The sequence below is a fragment of the Bradyrhizobium sp. genome (genome assembly GCF_035273305.1).
GTDB lineage: Bacteria > Pseudomonadota > Alphaproteobacteria > Rhizobiales > Xanthobacteraceae > Bradyrhizobium.
In genome coordinates, this window is sequence record NZ_DATEPI010000042.1 from 1 (window position 1) to 16,031 (window position 16,031).

The following is a 16,031-nucleotide window of genomic DNA, read 5'->3' on the forward strand; positions in this document are numbered from 1 at the left end:
CCGATGGTCGACCGCCAGAGGGGAGCGAAGTCGTATGTTCTCATAGCCAAATCCTCCGTTGAGCAAGATGGTTACAAGCAGGTGCCGGACACCACCGGCGCCCGTCTTAGCCGAGCCCCCGAAAGGCGCCCGGGCCGCGTATCGCGGCGCATAAGAAATTAGCAAACGCCTTTTCGGTTTCAAGACCGAGCGCGATTTTTTGGTAAATCGGCTGTTACGCCTCGAGCGCCGCCGCGCTTTGCTGGGGCCATTTGCGGGCGACCGGCCTGCAACTCGGAAGCAGGCCAAAAAAATTTTCCGGCAGCATCTTGAACTTGGGTCACCTTCTTCTAAGTGGATTTTCGTCCCAAACGAAAGGAGTTTAGGAGGACAACATGACCGAGCTAGACCGCAGCTTTGATGAAAATGTGTACGACCTGAATGCCATTTTACATCCCGGTTCGGTTTTCGATCATCCGCGGGATGTCCTGGCCGACACGACGCTGTCGCGCGCAGAGAAGCGGGCGATCCTGGCCTCCTGGGCTTCCGATGCAGCGGCGGTGACATCGTGCCCATCCCTACGGGCGATCCCCGGGGCAAAGCGCATGGTTTCGATTGACGAGATTCTGGAGGCACTGTCGAGCCTCGATCATTCGCCGAGGAATCCGCCCGGCGGAAAACCGGCTCGTCTGCGATCGACCGAGCGGACAGCGCTCGCAGCCTGACGGCTGCATCTCAGCGCCCATCCGGCGGCCCGCCGCCGCCGGGTCGGACGCGATCCCCCTCAGCCTTCGGCCCCAACCCTCAGCGCGATGATCGAATCCTGTAAGCCGTCAGCGGCCACGCTCGCGGCTGGACCTGGAGGCCGCGTTTCCCATCAAAAATTTAGGGGATATCAAGGGGTTGAACGCTGTTTCGATCCCTGTTTCTGACGCGTTCTTGCTTGCGTCCATAGGGCGCTTCCTTTATCGGGTGTGTGCCTCGCATGCGAGCGGCCACGGCCGTGATTTGGGCTGGGCGCGCGAATTTGGAAATGGGCACCGATTCTTTCCCGGTTCGTGATGTTCGTGTGATGATGGTTGCAGAGGGAATACCCCGGAATGGCCAATGTTGTCGTCGTCGGCGCTCAATGGGGCGACGAAGGGAAGGGCAAGATCGTCGACTGGTTATCGGAGCAGGCCGATATCGTCGTGCGCTTCCAGGGCGGTCACAATGCCGGCCACACACTCGTCATCAACGGCGAGACTTACAAGCTGGCGCTTTTGCCGTCCGGCGTGTTGCGCCCTTCCAAGCTGTCGGTGATCGGCAACGGCGTGGTGGTCGATCCACGAGCGTTCCTGGATGAGGTGAGCAAACTGAAAAGTCAGGGCGTCGCCGTCAGCCCGGACAATCTGCGTGTTGCCGAGAACGTCACGCTGATCCTGCCCTTGCATCGCGAACTCGATGCGCTGCGAGAGTCTTCGAACGCGATCACCGCGATCGGCACCACACGGCGCGGCATTGGCCCGGCTTACGAAGATAAGGTTGGCCGGCGGGCGATCCGGCTGATGGACCTGGCCGATCTCGATACGCTGCCGCACAAGATCGATCGCCTGCTGGCACATCACAACGCGTTGCGCCGTGGGCTCAAGCTTGAAGAGATCGACGGTGCTGCGATCCTGAAAGAGCTGACTCAACTCGCGCCGCAGCTTCTGCCTTACGCGGAGACCGTGTGGCGGCTGCTCGATCTGAAGCGACGCGAGGGCAAGCGAATTTTGTTCGAGGGCGCGCAGGGTGCCTTGCTTGACGTGGACCACGGGACATATCCGTACGTCACCTCTTCCAACACGGTCGCAGCGCAAGCGGCGACGGGGACCGGCATGGGGCCGGGCACCGTGGGTTACGTGCTAGGTATCTGCAAGGCTTACACCACCCGCGTCGGCCAAGGACCGTTCCCGACCGAGCTGCATGATGCGATCGGCGAGGAGATCGGTCGCAGGGGCAAGGAATTCGGCGTCAACACCGGGCGCAAGCGGCGCTGCGGCTGGTTCGACGCCATGCTGGTGCGGCAGACGGTGCGGACGTGCGGCATCAATGGGCTCGCGCTGACGAAGCTTGATATTCTCGACGGCTTCGAAACCATCGAGGTCTGCGTAGGCTATCGATTGGACGGCAACGAAATCGACCATTTGCCGGCAGGCGAGGGTGCCCAAGGCCGGGTAGTACCGATCTACGAAACCATCGAAGGTTGGAAAGAGCCGACGGCGAACGCCCGCTCGTGGGCGGACCTTCCAGCCCAGGCCATTAAATATGTGCGGAGGGTCGAGGAACTCGTGGGTTGTCCCATTGCCCTGCTTTCCACCAGCCCGGAACGCGAGGATACTATTCTGGTACAGAATCCCTTCGAGGCCTAAGGAGATGCGACTGGAACGTCCGCAATGTTGAACAGAGATGGCTGATTACTACCCGCTGATCGCCCGAGCCATCGCCGGATTGGACCCGAGTGCTCCCGGCGAGAGCCGCCGCGCGCTTTACGAGCGAGCGCGCGCAGCGCTGATCGCGCAACTGCGCAGCGTCGATCCGCCCCTCAGCGAATCAGAGATCACTCGCGAGCGGTTGTCGTTGGAAGAGGCGGTGCGCAAGGTCGAATCCGAAGCCGCCCAGCGCGCGCGGGAAGTACCACGCGCGGCGGCAGGAGGTGCCCGCGCGGGCGATGCATTCCGTGCCACCACGCGCCCAGGCCCGCGACAGGGCGATGCCGCTGCTCCGTCCTCACGTCCGCGTCCCCCTTCCCGGAATGATCGGCCCGGACAGGAGGAGCGCCCCCGCAATCTTCGAACTGATGCCGCGCCGCGTCAGCAGTCCACGCAGCCGCATGTACCGATGCAGGATCCGCAGTTGCCGCCGAATGGCGCTGCATCAGGCGGAACGCGGCGCAGCTCCGATAATAATGGGCAGCAAGCTCCCGGCATGCGCGGCTTCCGCGATATCGCCGCCGATGCTGACGATCTCGGCCGAGCCGCGGCCCAGGCCAGCCGCTCCGCGCGGAAGACTTATGCCAATGTGCCTTCGCCGTCGCCGGAATTCGAGCGACTTGAGCCGAGCATGGAAAATCGCGGCGGCGATTCCGAAGCGCCATATTCGTATGATGAATCCGCGGAGGAAGCCGAGCGCTACCCATCACTGCCGCAACCCGCACGTCCGCGCGCCCCGACGAATGGCGAGCCAAAGAAACGCGACCGCTCCGGTGTCGTGTTTCCTTTCAAGAGCGCGATCGCCGTTGGCGTGGTCCTGATCCTGGTCGGCGCGGCGATCTTGTGGGGCAAGTCTCTCGTCACGAGCGTCAGCGGACTTTTGAAGCCCTCGCCCACGACGGTGGAAGCGCCAAAGGACAACTCGGCGCTGAGCAAGCCGAAAATTCCCGATCGCGTCGGGCAGCCGACGCCCTCAGAGCAGCTCGCGCCGGTCGCCCAGCGGGTAGTGCTGTATGATGAGGATCCATCCGATCCCAAGGGCAAGCAGTATGTCGGCTCGGTGATCTGGCGTACCGAACAGGTGAAGGCGTCGGCCGGTCAGAAGCCCGATATAGCTGTGCGCGCCGACATCGAGATTCCCGATCGCAAGTTCAAGATGACGATGTCTTTCCGCCGCAACACCGACACATCGCTCCCGGCGAGTCATACCGCGGAGTTGACCTTTATCCTCCCGCAGGATTTCACCGGCGGGGGTGTCGGCAATGTGCCGGGCATCCTGATGAAATCGAACGAGCAGGCGCGCGGCACGCCGCTCGCTGGGCTTGCGGTCAAGGTCACCGATGGCTTCTTCCTTGTCGGCCTGTCGAACGTCGATACCGACCGCGCACGAAACGTGCAGCTTTTGAAGGAGCGCTCCTGGTTTGACGTGCCCCTGGTCTATGTCAACCAGCGCCGCGCCATCATCGCCATCGAAAAAGGTGCCCCGGGCGAGCGCGCCTTCAACGACGCTTTCGCGGCGTGGGGGGAATAGCGGCGGGCCTGCATCTGGTCATCTCTGGGGTTCGCTTGGATTCGCGAGGAGGAGCATGAAGCGATACCTGATTTTTGCGGCGCTGGCGCCGCTGCTCGGCGGGTTCGTTCTGCTGTTGGTCACCACCTACACCTCCGGTTACTGGACTCACACGGACCTGGCCGAGGTCCGCAAGCTGTTCGTGGTGTTCGCCAAGACCCTGCAATACAGCTATTTCTTCGGCATTCTGCCGACGCTGATGATGGCGGCGGTTGATGACATCCTGTTCCATGTCGAACGTATCCGGCCGGTCCTGCGAATGCTGTTCGTGGGCGTGCTCTCGTTCTTTGGCGCGGAATTGCTCTATGGCTCGCGTGGCCCGGACAGCGGCGCGATCCAATTCATCCTGTACGGACTGGTTGGATTTATCCCCGGTGTAGTTTGCTCGTGGCTTGCCCATGAGGCCATTGATGAGCCGGCGCGCGCTTGAAACAGCTAGCCTCGGCCGGAACCAGCGACATCCCGTTGCGGTATTGACGATCTGTCATGTTTGAATTGCTGTCGCGCGGCTTCGGTCTGACGCCCTCGACGCGCGGTCGGTTGAGCCGCGACGGCATGACGCAACTTGCGGCGAGCTTCCGCGTTACCATTTCATGCCCATGTCGAACGAAGAAATTCTTGCGCCGGAGCGCGCGCGCCGTTCCGGCGGCGAAGCTGGTCGTGGATCTTCCCGGGCAAGCTTTCAGGGCCCGATCATCGATCAGGACGGACGCGAAATCCCGAAGGAAACCTTGAGCGGGCAAGCCCATGGCTTCCATTTCGATTTCGTCGGTGGAATGGGCAATCCGTTCGGCAATCTCACACGAGAGCAGCGCTTGGCGAGGCTCGATGCGGTCGCGAAGCTGCTCGATGTCGCGTTCATCCTCCCAGGCACGAACATCCGCTACGGCATTGATGGCATTATCGGATTGATTCCGGTGGTCGGCGACATCATTGCCACCGCCCTGTCGCTATGGCTGGTACGCGAGGCGCGTGCGCTGGGCGCGCCCTGGCATATCACCGCACGGATGCTTGGTAACGTCGCAATCCAGGGTGTTGTGGGCACCGTGCCCGTAGCCGGTGACGCCTTCGACGTGCTGTTTCGCGCCAACATGCGCAACGCGCGCATGCTGAGGCGCTGGTTGGATAGACAGCCGCGCTAGCGCGCTCCAGTTTCAGAGAGATCAGGAGCATGCGACGCATGCCCCGGGCCTTGACCCGAGGGCAGCGCAACTAGAGGCAAGTTATGCCGCGTCGGCGTCGGCCTTGTCGCTGGCAGGCGCGGGCTCGGGCGCACGTGGACGGCGCGGCAGCGGGAAGTCCTGACTTTCATACAGCGTGCGGATGCCGCTCTGGTCAAAGCGTGCTTCATCGACCTGGAGATAGGCGCCGTTCAACGAATCCGCCGGCAACTCCTCAATCGCAAACCGAACCGCTTCGGCAGCAGTGCCAAATCGCCGATACGCAAAACCCGCTCGCTTTTTCTTCCGGATCGCGGCGGGAAACAACTCGGCAGCGGTGTTGAAGCTGAAGGAAGCCATGTCAGGGACCTCTGATCTTTTTAGTGAGAACGCGATCAAGGACCGCGAACGGATCGCACGGGCGGGCCAACTGGAGGCGCGCCGGCACACGTCATTTCAGGACAGCCTTTAATATAGGCTCGTTTGACGGAAATGCGACTCCTGAACGGCCCGATGATGAATAAGCCCCTCGCAGGCCATCCCATCTGGATTATCGCTTCGAATTCAATGCCTTAGCGATCTATAATTTGCCGAGGACGAGCAGGACGATCAATACGACCAGAACGACGCCGCCCAAGCCCATTCCGGAGTGGCCCATGCCATAGCCGTAGCCGCCAAAACGGCCGCTGAAGCCGCCCAGCAGGTAAATGATAACGATAATAAGGAGTATCAATCCGAGTGACATCGCACTCTCCCCAACGGAGGCCCGACGCGGACTCGATCCGCGGCCCCGCTGGAAGGAAGCACATTGCCAGCCAGGGTTCCAGCAGCGGAACCGGGCGTGAGGTCTATTTCGGACGGAGTTTCAGGGCGGCGGAGTTGATGCAATAGCGCAGCCCGGTCGGCGCGGGGCCATCTTCAAATACGTGGCCGAGATGACCATTGCACTTCGCACACAGGACTTCAGTGCGGATCATGCCGTGACTGACATCGCGTGCCTCGTCGACATGGCCAGGCTCAGCCGGCGCCGTGAAACTCGGCCAGCCACAGCCGGAATCGAATTTCGCATCCGACTCAAACAGCGTCTCGCCGCAGCCGGCACATACATATGTGCCTGGCCGCTGCTCATGCTCGTATTCGCCGGAGAATGGCCGCTCGGTCGCCTTCTCACGCAACACCGCATATTGCATCGGCGTCAGTTCGTTGCGCCACTCGGCGTCGCTCTTTACGACCTTTTCAGCCACTGTCTTGGTGTCCGACATCAATTGCTCCTTAAGCTGCGCAGCCCCTCGCAACAAACCTAACGCCGGTCGCGCGACAAAGCGCGCCCGGGCTCATCACATCCGCTATTAGTTGGTGACCTTGGCGCTGCTCACCAAGGTGGGCTTTTCGATATAGTTGGCCGCGAACAGCTTCTTCAGGTTCTCAATCTTCGGAATGTCATTATAGGCGATATAAGGCCTGGTCGGGTGCAGCGTCAGGTAATCCTGGTGATAGGCCTCTGCCGGATAAAACCCTTGCAGCGGTGCGACCTTGGTCACGATCGGTTTTTTGAAGACCTTGGCATTGTTGAGCTCGGCGATGTAGGCCTCCGCTACCTTCTTCTGCTCGTCACTTGTGGTGAAGATAGCGGAACGGTACTGCGTGCCGCTATCCGGCCCCTGGCGGTTCAACTGGGTCGGATCGTGAACGACGGAAAAGAATATCTGCAGCAGTTTGCCATAGCTGATCTTCTTCGGGTCGTACTTGATCTCAACGGACTCGGCATGTCCGGTGGTGCCGGTGGAGACCATGTTGTAATCGGCGCTTGACTTGCTGCCGCCCGCATAGCCCGACACCGCGTTGACCACGCCGGCTGTGTGCTGGAACACGCCCTGCACGCCCCAGAAGCAGCCGCCCGCGAGCACGGCGGTCTGGATGCTATCAGAACCTTGGACGTCTTGTGCGGGAGCAGGGATGACCACGGCGTCTTCCGATGCGCGCGTCGGCGCGGCACCAAAAAAAGCGATCGCCAGTGCGCCGAGGGCGGCGGCGTAAAGCGATGCGCGGCTGATGGGGGGGCGAGACATTGGGCTTCCTCTTGAGCTGGGGCGATTGACGCGTCTGGATTGCTCCAAGATACGCGGGTGACGGAGCGTTGTTACAGCGGAATGGACACGAGTTCGTGAATAAAAACAGCACCTTTCCTGAGGACGGGCGCTGAACCGCGAATCCCGCCACGGGATTGGATCAGCGGGCTCATCGTTCAATCATCAACAATGGGAGCTGGGTCATGGCGTCTGTTGACGTTCGTAAGGGAATGCCACCGGTCCAATTGTCGCGCGAGGAATTCGACAAGCGATACCGCAGCCGTTTCGCCGATCCGGTGTTCGAAGGGTTGCAGCGAGAACTCGACGCAATCGTGGAAGCGGCGTGGGATGGGTATGCCAATTCGAGAAAGGCGCCCAATACCCGCAAGGCTGGTCCTGGATTTGCTGATCCAAACTATGAGATTTCGGTGGATTGGCTTGCCGCGCGCGAGGCCATACTGACCGCGCAACGGCGCCACGATGATGCCGACGAGAGACCGCGCATCCTCGTGATCAACGGGTCTTCACGCAGCGAACACACTTGCCCAGGCGAGATGTCGAAGACTTGGCGGTTGGTCAAAATTGCCGAACCTGTATTTCAGGAAATGGGCTTGGCGGTCGACATACTCGACCTTAGCCGAGTTACGTCCGAATTCGGCAAGCAAATTCATACGTGCAAAACCTGCGTTGGAACCTCGATGGCGCTGTGCCATTGGCCTTGCAGTTGCTACCCGAACTACGCGCTGGGTCAGACCGACGACTGGATGAACGAGATCTATCCGCTCTGGGTCGCAGCCCACGGGATCATGATCATCACGCCGGTGAACTGGTATCACGCGCCGACGGGATTGAAGGCGATGATGGACCGGTTGGTCTGCGCCGATGGCGGCAACCCCGATCCATCCTCGACCCACGGCAAGAAAGTCGATGAGGCCAAGGCGCTGGAATTGAAAGGCTGGCCCTATCCGCGCCATCTCGATGGACGGCATTTCGGAGTGGTCGTTCATGCCGATAGCGCAGGCGCCGAAACGTTGCGCCGTTCGTTAGTGGACTGGCTTACTGATATGTCACTTGTCGAAGTCGGCCGGACCGCCGAAGTGGATGGTTACGTCGGCTACATGCAGCCCTATGCGACCTCCCACGAGGCGCTGGACAATGATGAACCCTTTCAGGAGGAAACGCGCAACGCGGCGCGCGCGCTCGGCAGAGCCGTGCAATTGAGCCGCGCCGGTAAATACGAAAGACCCGATGAGGGACTGCGCGATCCCACTCCGAAATGATTTGCGTACAGCGTCTAGCTTATTCTTCCGACGCGTTTTCTTCACGCGAACCGGCGTCCACCTAGCTCGAAAGCGCGCTAGCCTAGGGCAGGGCCTACACCACTACACTCAGCCGCTTCGCCGCGCGGGTAATCCCGGTATAGAGCCAGCGCGCCCGGCTGTCCTGAAACGCGAAGCTCTCGTCGAACAGCACCACGTCATCCCATTGCGAGCCTTGCGATTTGTGCACGGTAAGCACGTAGCCGTAGTCGAACTCGTCGTATGGCTTGCGCTGCTCCCAAGGAATGCTCTCGATCGCACCCCCAAAACAGTCGCCGCGCACCGATACTTTCGTGACCTTGTGGCCGAAATCCTCATCCGGCGAAAGCCGCATGGTGATGATCTTGGACTTCGACTGCGCGCGCGATTTTACCCGCCACAGCCCGCCGTTAAACAGGCCTTTCTTGCGATTGTTGCGAAGGCAGACGAGTTTGTCTCCGGCCACCGGCAAGGGGTCATCGATCTTCTGCTTCTGTCGCACTCGCATGTTGTAGGCGCGCCGCGTGTTATTGCGGCCGACAAGCACCTGGTCGGCGTTCATCACCCGCTCCGGGTCCAGCTCGGCGCGCGAGACCACCTCGCTTTCGCCGTAGCGCCCGATGTCGAGTTCGCGCCCTTCGCGCACGTCCATGGACATCCGCACGATCGGATCGTTTTGCGCCTGGCGGTGCACTTCCGTCAGCATCGCGTCAGGCTCGCAGTCGGTAAAAAAACCGCCGCCCTGGATCGGCGGCAGCTGCGCCGGATCGCCGAGCACAAGCAGCGGGCAATCGAACGACATCAAATCTCGGCCAAGCTCCGCATCGACCATGGAACATTCGTCGATCACGATCAGCTTTGCTTTTGATGCCGGCGCGTCGTCCCACAATTCGAAGCTCGGCTGCTCGACTCCGGATTCACGCGCGCGGTAGATCAGCGAGTGAATCGTCGAGGCGTTATCGCAACCCTTGTTGCGCATCACCAGCGCCGCTTTTCCGGTGAAGGCTGCGAATTTCACCTCGCCATCGACGCCTTCAGCGATGTGGCGCGCCAGCGTGGTCTTGCCGGTGCCGGCATAGCCAAACAACCGGAAAATCGGCGGGGTGCTTTTTTTGCCCGGCTTTGCTTTCAGCCAGTCGGCAACAGCCTTTAGCGCGGAATCCTGATGCGGTGTGAATGTGGGCATGAGTTCTCGGTGCAGGGAAATGTCGTTCGCATGGGCGACGACTCGCGAGCCAGCCGAAACTAACCATTCGCGCGCCCGGCGCAAGCCGGCTTCCGCGGCGCGGAATTGGCCGAGGCTGGACTCGGCTCCGCACGAGAATACACTGCGTGGAGAAAACAAGCCGTGCCGGGAGAGACGCGATGAAATTCGGCATTTTCTATGAACTGCAACTGCCACGTCCCTGGCATGCCGGCGACGAGCTCAAGCTTTATCAGGATGCGCTGACGCAACTGGAGACCGCCGACCGGCTTGGCTATGATCATGCCTGGGTGGTGGAACATCATTTTCTGGAAGAATATTCGCACTCGCCGTCTCCGGAATCATTTCTCGCCGCCGCCAGTCAGCGCACCAGGAACATCCGGCTCGGCCACGGCATTTTTCAGCTCACCACCAATCATCCCGCGCGCGTTGCCGAGCGCGTTGCGGTGCTGGACCTGCTAAGCAATGGGCGCGTCGAGTTCGGCATGGGCGAGAGCGCTTCAATCACCGAACTGACGCCGTTCGGCCGCGACATGGAAACCAAAAAAGAAGTGTTCGAGGAGGCGGTGCGCGCGATTTTCCCGATGTTCAAGGACGGAGGCAGCGAACACCACGGCAAGTATTTCGACATTCCTCTGCGCAATGTTGTTCCGAAGCCGGTGCAGAAGCCGCATCCGCCACTGTGGATGGCCTGTTCGCAACTTCCGACCATAGAGCGCGCGGGCCAGCACGGGTTTGGGGCGCTCGGGTTTCAGTTCGTCAGCGCCGATGCCGCGCACGCGTGGGTGCATGCCTATTACAATGCGATCACCAAACGGCTGAAGAAACTCGCGGACTACGAGATCAACCCGAATATGGCGCTGGTCTCGTTCTTCATGTGCGCGAAAACCGACGAGGAAGCGAGAGCGCGCGCCGACGGCGCGACTTTCTTCCAGTTCGCGCTACGCTTTTATGGCGCGTCGCAGAACCGTCAGCGTCCGGCTCCGGGCACCGTGAACATGTGGGACGAATACAACAAATGGAAGCGCGAAAACCCCGAAGCGCAGGAGGCCGCACTGCGTGGCGGCTTGATTGGATCGCCCGAGACTATCGGCAGAAAGTTGCGGCGATTCCGGAGTTCGCACATCGACCAGGTGATCCTGCTCAATCAGGCCGGCAAAAACAGCCATGAGCATATCTGCGATTCTCTGGAACTGTTCGCTAGAGAGGTCATGCCGGAATTCCGCGACGATCCCGAGCATGATGCCTGGAAGGCGGGCGTCATGAGCGGCAACATCAAGCTTGAGGAGATCGATACCGAAGCCTTCAAGGATCGGTATGGCAAGCTGGCCGTCAACGTTTCGCCCGCGAAGCCAGCCGTCAGCGTGGCCGGGTAGCAGCCGCGCTTAAGCTCGTAATGCCGCCAGCAGTTCGTCGGGCTTTTCCATCATCATCATGTGACCTGCGCCTGGCAGCACAACCAGGCGCGAATTCGGCAGCGCGGCTGCGAGGGAACTGCCGGCCTTCGCCGGGGTCATCATGTCGCGCTCGCCCAGAATGACCGTGGTCGGCACTTTCACAGTGGCCGCCGCGGCCAGCGCGTCACGATAATCGTTGCAGGCCGACAAATCGCTGAACAGCACGCCGGGACGGCACTGCTCGAGCACGCGTTGCGCGCCGCTGTGCATCCACAGGCCCGGTGCCAGACTGCCGCCGAGCTCCGCCCGAAACCCGAGACCCCAGATCGAAACCATGTCCACGGCCGCGTGATCGTTCGCCTCCGCGGCTTTGAGAAGATCGGGGCCAACGGTCATAGCGGCAGCGGTGCCAATCAGTCCAAGGGCCGAAACTTTTTGAGGATGACGCGCGGCGATTTCCAATGCGATTAGCGAACCCATGGAATGACCGACCAGTGTGGCGCTTGCGACATCAATCGCCTGCAGCAGGGCTGCGGTCCAGTCGGCCATCTCCGCGATGGTGCGCAGCGGCGCGCCAGAAGAGCGGCCGTGCGCCGGCAAGTCCGGCGCCAGCACGCCAAAGCCGTGATGCGCAAACCACCGGCTGTGAAACGCCCAGGCGGTATGATCGAACCCAGCACCGTGCAGAAGCACGAGCGTGGGTTGCGAGCGATCGAAGTCCCGGCCTCCGGTCGCGACGAACGTCTCAACGCCATTCAATGATAGCTTCATCGCTCAAGCCTTCTGCGAGATACGGAGCGCCTGGCTGAGATCATCGATAATGTCGGAGGCCGATTCGATGCCGACCGACAGCCGCACCAATTCCTCGCCGATGCCGGCAGCTTTCAGTTGGGCGGAGTCCATCTGCTGATGAGTGGTGCTGGCGGGATGAATGACGAGGGTTTTGGCATCGCCGACATTTGCCAGGTGACTGACCATGCGCAACGACTCGATGAATTTCTTGCCCGCAGGCCGGCCGCCTTTGATGCCGAAACTGACGATCGATCCCGCACCGCGCGGCAGTAGTTTTTTTGCCAGTTGATAATCCGTGTGGCTTTCCAGCGAGGGATGCAGCACCCATTCGACCGCTTTGTTGGCGGAGAGGAATTCGAGCACTGCATGGGTATTTGCGATGTGCCGATCCATCCGGATACCGAGCGTCTCGACACCCTGCAGCAATTGAAAAGCATTGAATGGCGAGAGACACGCACCGAAATCGCGCAAGCCTTCGGTGCGTGCGCGCATGATGAACGCGGCCGGTCCGAATTGCTCGTCGAACACGATGCCATGGTATCCGGCATACGGTTCGGTCAGCGCCGGGAATTTGCCGGAGCCGCGCCAATCGAAACGGCCACCGTCGACGATTACGCCGCCAATTGCGATGCCATGACCGCCGATCCACTTAGTGGTCGAATTCATCACGATATCGGCGCCAAGCTCAATCGGACGGCTGAGATAAGGCGTCGCGAAAGTGTTGTCGATCAGCAGCGGGATTTTTGCATGATGCGCGATCTCGGCGACCTTCGGAATGTCGAGCACCTCCAGGCCGGGATTGCCGATGGTTTCGCCGATCAGCATGCGCGTGTTAGGCCGGGTCGCTGATTTGAACCCGTCGAGATCGCGAGGCTTCACGAAAGTGGTGGTAATCCCAAACCGCGGCAAGGTGTGGGTAAGCAAATTGATACTGCCGCCGTATAGCGATGACGAAGCGACGATGTGGTCGCCGGCGTTGAGCAGCGTCGCAATCGCGAGATGAAGGGCAGCCATCCCGCTCGCTGTGCAGATCGCGCCGACGCCACCCTCAAGCCCCGCAAGCCGCTCTTCAAGTACGGCGGTGGTGGGGTTCGATATCCTGGTGTAGATATGACCGGCGCGCTCGAGATTGAACAACGCCGCGGCGTGGTCGGAATCCTGAAAAAGGTAAGACGTGGTCTGATAGATCGGGACCGCACGAGCGCCGGTGACCGGATCGGGGTGCTGACCGGCATGCAGGCTCAAGGTCTCGAAATCGGGCGGCTTGGGTGTGGGCATGTTGAACTCGGCCGGATTTGCCAGACGGGACTGAACCACGATGTGCCATAAAAGGAGTTCGAATGTTAGTCCCGCTTGAGCCGCATGCCGGTGGCATTGTGCGGCTAGGGAACATGAGGAGACCAGGCGTGCATGCCGCACTTAATCAGATCAGTCGCGCAGCTGGAGCTTTCGGCCCATGAAACGTCTGGCTGCGTTTGCGTTTTACGCTGTCGGTGCGATCGCGATTGTTTATCTCGCGCTCTACGCTTATTCGGCGATCACCGGAGGCCAACTCCAGCCGGGCGATCCCATCCATATCTTTCGCAAGCCGGACGCACCAAATTATTCGTGGGCCTTGCCGGCCAGCTCAGCAAAGTCGCGTAGCAATCCGGCTGGGATATGAGCGCCGCCTTGCTTTGGTTCGCTTGAAGAATTGTTGCGCTCACCCGTTCGCCGTGACGGCAGCGCGGGGATAGTCGCCCGCGCCGGCCGGCGTGATCGGCAATCCGCCATCGGCGTACTCGTTCAGCTTATTGCGCAAGGTCCGGATCGAAATGCCCAAAATGTTGGCGGCATGGGTACGATTGCCGAGGCAATGCTTCAGCGTTTCCAGAATGAGATCGCGCTCTACGTCGGCAACGGTGCGGCCAACCAAAGCCCGTGTAACCTGTTCGGCGGCGAAGGTAGCGTGAGCTACTGCCGGCACAGTCTTGGGGGAATCGAGCCGATCACCATCTGGAGACAAAATGGCTTCGACCCCGATTTCATCACCCTGTGCCATCAGAACAGAGCGATGGATGGTGTTTTCGAGTTCGCGGACGTTGCCCTGCCAACGATTCCCGGTCAGCACGCGCCGTGCATCCGCGGAAATCGGCCGCAGCGGTACGCCATTGGCTTCGGCGTATTTCTTGGCGAAGTGCTGCGCCAGTTCGAGAATATCAGCCGGACGATCACGCAGCGGCGGTATCTTCAGATTGACCACGTTGAGCCGGAATAGCAGGTCTTCGCGGAAGCTGCCTTCGCGAACGGCGTCCGCGAGGTTACGGTTGGACGTTGCGATGATGCGGATATCGACGGGCACCGGCCGGGTGCCGCCGACTCGATCTATCACCCGTTCCTGAATGGCGCGCAGCAGCTTGGACTGTAACCGCACGTCCATTTCGGAAATTTCATCCAGCAGCAGGGTGCCGCCGGTGGCTTCTTCGAATTTTCCGATCCGTCGTGCGACCGCGCCGGTGAAAGCGCCCTTCTCGTGGCCGAACAGTTCGGATTCCAGAAGATGCTCGGGGATCGCAGCGCAATTGATACTGATGAATGGCCTCTTGGCTCTGTTGGAGCGGGTATGGACGTAGCGCGCCAACACTTCTTTTCCGGTACCGGATTCTCCGGTGATCATGACGGAGGCGTCGGAACCGGCTATCTGCTGCGCCAGCTTGATCACTTTTGCCATGGCCTCGTCACGGTAAATCAGATCGCGTGAATCATTGGCCACTGCTGCAAGTACCGCTGCGATCAATTCCGGGTCGGGCGGCAGCGGGATGTATTCCTTGGCCCCGGCGTGGATCGCCGCGACGGCGGCCCGGGCGTCGTTCGAAATGCCGCAAGCAACAATCGGAACGTGGATGTGCTCGGCCTCGAGCCGCATCACGAGGTCTCGGATGTCCAGCGCGACGTCGACCAGCAACAGATCGGCCCCCTTGCCGCCGCGCAGCACTCGCATCGCCTGCTCCTGGTCCTCCGCATGCGTGACGGAAGCACCATTATCCATTGCGATTTTGGTGGCGGTCGTAAGCTGGCCTTTCAATGTGCCAACGATGAGAAGCCGCATGTCAATCTCCTGTTCGTCTGTTCGCGCATTTCGGGCGCAATATCGCTAGCAAAGCCTTCAGGTGCGTTCCGCTTTGATGATTTCGGTCATGGTCACGCCAAGCTTGTCTTCCACCAGCACCACCTCGCCACGCGCCACCAACCGGTTGTTGACGTAGATGTCGATCGCTTCTCCGACGCGCCGGTCCAATTCGAGCACGGTGCCGGGCCCGAGTTTCAATAGTTCGCCGACATCCATCTTCGAACGGCCGAGCACGGCAGAGACCTGCACCGGCACGTCGAACACCGCCTCCAGATCGGCCGCGACGCGCGACGCCTGCTCGTCATCCTGGTAGGCGACATCGTCGATCGCGGGGGTATCCGCGGCATTGAGGTCCGGAAGCGGGACCTGTCCATCGGTGTCACTCATGTTCTAATCCCCATGGCCTAATTTGCGGCCTGATTGCGAGACGCCATGTAACGCCCGACAAGTTCGTTGATCTTGGCTTCGATGGCCGCGCGCTCCAGCACGACGCCGCCGTCGGCCCACTCGATCCTGCAATCGCCGCTTTCGATTTCCGGCTCCGCCAGAATAACAATTCGACCATCGAACCCGCTTTGCTTCGCCAACCGTTCGACGTGGTCGCGCGCGATCTCGTAAAGTGAATCGTTGACGCGCACGACCAGATGCGGCGTGGACACAAGATGCGAGAAGCAATTGCTTACCAGACTCGTGATTTCGCCAAGCGGTTCACGCATGAGCAACTCGCTGCAGAGCTTGCGCGCCACCGCGACAGCGACGTCAACGGCTTCGGTTTCCATCCTGGTCTCGATGCCGCAGAAGCGGGCCTCGATCGCCTTAATGCCGGTTCCGATCTCCTCAAGCGCCAACGCGACTCGTCGATCGCTTTCCGCTTTTGCCTCACGCTGTCCGGCGTCGTATCCGTCTCGATAGGCGCGGGCCTCGGCGGACGCGATCTTCTGCGCAATTTCCGCTTGCGTCGCAGGCCGCTCGCGGGACTTGTCCGGTTCGGAGAAGTCCA

General features: G+C 60.8%; 18 protein-coding genes. 8 read left to right on the forward strand and 10 right to left on the reverse strand.

Annotated elements, in window-relative coordinates; all coding sequences use genetic code 11:
* Positions 1–374: 374 nt before the first annotated feature.
* From VJV58_RS02760 to VJV58_RS02780, 5 genes are all read left to right on the forward strand, one after another.
* Positions 375–704 (forward strand): hypothetical protein, encoded by a 330-nt coding sequence (locus VJV58_RS02760; RefSeq protein ID WP_324135803.1) that lies wholly within the window; start codon positions 375–377, stop codon positions 702–704.
* Between the two features lie 375 nt (positions 705–1,079).
* Positions 1,080–2,372, forward strand: coding sequence for an adenylosuccinate synthase (locus tag VJV58_RS02765; RefSeq protein WP_324135804.1), 1,293 nt, complete (start codon positions 1,080–1,082; stop codon positions 2,370–2,372).
* A 37-nt stretch (positions 2,373–2,409) separates the two neighbouring features.
* Positions 2,410–3,963, forward strand: a complete 1,554-nt coding sequence (locus VJV58_RS02770) for a hypothetical protein (protein WP_324135805.1) — start codon at positions 2,410–2,412, stop codon at positions 3,961–3,963.
* A gap of 55 nt (positions 3,964–4,018) precedes the next feature.
* Complete coding sequence (locus VJV58_RS02775; RefSeq protein ID WP_324135806.1) at positions 4,019–4,432, forward strand: DUF5413 family protein; 414 nt, start codon at positions 4,019–4,021, stop codon at positions 4,430–4,432.
* 163 nt (positions 4,433–4,595) lie between these two features.
* Positions 4,596–5,144 carry a DUF4112 domain-containing protein gene (locus VJV58_RS02780; protein ID WP_414641383.1) on the forward strand — a complete coding sequence of 183 codons (549 nt, stop codon included), beginning with the start codon at positions 4,596–4,598 and terminating at the stop codon, positions 5,142–5,144.
* An 81-nt stretch (positions 5,145–5,225) separates the two neighbouring features.
* Here the strand turns inward: VJV58_RS02780 and VJV58_RS02785 are convergent, their stop codons facing one another.
* The 4 genes from VJV58_RS02785 to msrA all read right to left on the reverse strand — a co-directional run bounded on the left by VJV58_RS02785 (position 5,226) and on the right by msrA (position 7,231).
* Positions 5,226–5,522, reverse strand: coding sequence for a hypothetical protein (locus VJV58_RS02785; protein WP_029584330.1), 297 nt, complete (start codon positions 5,520–5,522; stop codon positions 5,226–5,228).
* Positions 5,523–5,742: 220 nt separating this feature from the next.
* Positions 5,743–5,907, reverse strand: coding sequence for a DUF3309 family protein (locus VJV58_RS02790; RefSeq protein ID WP_324135808.1), 165 nt, complete (start codon positions 5,905–5,907; stop codon positions 5,743–5,745).
* Positions 5,908–6,010: 103 nt separating this feature from the next.
* Complete coding sequence (gene msrB, locus VJV58_RS02795; protein ID WP_324135809.1) at positions 6,011–6,424, reverse strand: peptide-methionine (R)-S-oxide reductase MsrB; 414 nt, start codon at positions 6,422–6,424, stop codon at positions 6,011–6,013.
* A gap of 87 nt (positions 6,425–6,511) precedes the next feature.
* Positions 6,512–7,231 carry a peptide-methionine (S)-S-oxide reductase MsrA gene (msrA, locus tag VJV58_RS02800; RefSeq protein ID WP_324135810.1) on the reverse strand — a complete coding sequence of 240 codons (720 nt, stop codon included), beginning with the start codon at positions 7,229–7,231 and terminating at the stop codon, positions 6,512–6,514.
* Between the two features lie 203 nt (positions 7,232–7,434).
* Here msrA and VJV58_RS02805 point away from each other — a divergent pair, with 203 nt between their 5' ends.
* The gene (locus VJV58_RS02805; protein ID WP_324135811.1) at positions 7,435–8,511 is read left to right on the forward strand and encodes a flavodoxin family protein; all 1,077 of its coding nucleotides are present in this window, start codon (positions 7,435–7,437) and stop codon (positions 8,509–8,511) included.
* A gap of 94 nt (positions 8,512–8,605) precedes the next feature.
* On the opposite strand, the gene VJV58_RS02810 is transcribed toward VJV58_RS02805, so the two are convergent.
* Positions 8,606–9,715, reverse strand: a complete 1,110-nt coding sequence (locus tag VJV58_RS02810; RefSeq protein WP_324135812.1) for an ATP-dependent RecD-like DNA helicase — start codon at positions 9,713–9,715, stop codon at positions 8,606–8,608.
* A gap of 179 nt (positions 9,716–9,894) precedes the next feature.
* Between VJV58_RS02810 and VJV58_RS02815 the strand changes: the two genes are divergently transcribed.
* Positions 9,895–11,109 carry an LLM class flavin-dependent oxidoreductase gene (locus VJV58_RS02815; protein WP_324135813.1) on the forward strand — a complete coding sequence of 405 codons (1,215 nt, stop codon included), beginning with the start codon at positions 9,895–9,897 and terminating at the stop codon, positions 11,107–11,109.
* Positions 11,110–11,118: 9 nt separating this feature from the next.
* Here VJV58_RS02815 and VJV58_RS02820 read toward each other — a convergent pair whose 3' ends face one another.
* Entirely contained in the window at positions 11,119–11,901 is a 783-nt protein-coding gene (locus VJV58_RS02820) for an alpha/beta hydrolase (protein ID WP_324135814.1), read from the reverse strand.
* Positions 11,902–11,904: 3 nt separating this feature from the next.
* Positions 11,905–13,200: an O-acetylhomoserine aminocarboxypropyltransferase gene (locus VJV58_RS02825; RefSeq protein ID WP_324135815.1), complete on the reverse strand. Its 1,296-nt coding sequence runs from the start codon at positions 13,198–13,200 to the stop codon at positions 11,905–11,907.
* A gap of 178 nt (positions 13,201–13,378) precedes the next feature.
* Here VJV58_RS02825 and VJV58_RS02830 point away from each other — a divergent pair, with 178 nt between their 5' ends.
* Complete coding sequence (locus VJV58_RS02830) at positions 13,379–13,585, forward strand: hypothetical protein (protein ID WP_324135819.1); 207 nt, start codon at positions 13,379–13,381, stop codon at positions 13,583–13,585.
* Between the two features lie 39 nt (positions 13,586–13,624).
* Here the strand turns inward: VJV58_RS02830 and VJV58_RS02835 are convergent, their stop codons facing one another.
* From VJV58_RS02835 to VJV58_RS02845, 3 genes are all read right to left on the reverse strand, one after another.
* The gene (locus VJV58_RS02835) at positions 13,625–15,010 is read right to left on the reverse strand and encodes a sigma-54 dependent transcriptional regulator (protein WP_324135816.1); all 1,386 of its coding nucleotides are present in this window, start codon (positions 15,008–15,010) and stop codon (positions 13,625–13,627) included.
* Positions 15,011–15,067: 57 nt separating this feature from the next.
* The gene (gene fliN / locus VJV58_RS02840; RefSeq protein WP_324135817.1) at positions 15,068–15,418 is read right to left on the reverse strand and encodes a flagellar motor switch protein FliN; all 351 of its coding nucleotides are present in this window, start codon (positions 15,416–15,418) and stop codon (positions 15,068–15,070) included.
* A 17-nt stretch (positions 15,419–15,435) separates the two neighbouring features.
* Positions 15,436–16,031 (reverse strand): FliH/SctL family protein (locus VJV58_RS02845; RefSeq protein ID WP_324135818.1); only part of this gene is annotated, 596 nt, incomplete at its 5' end.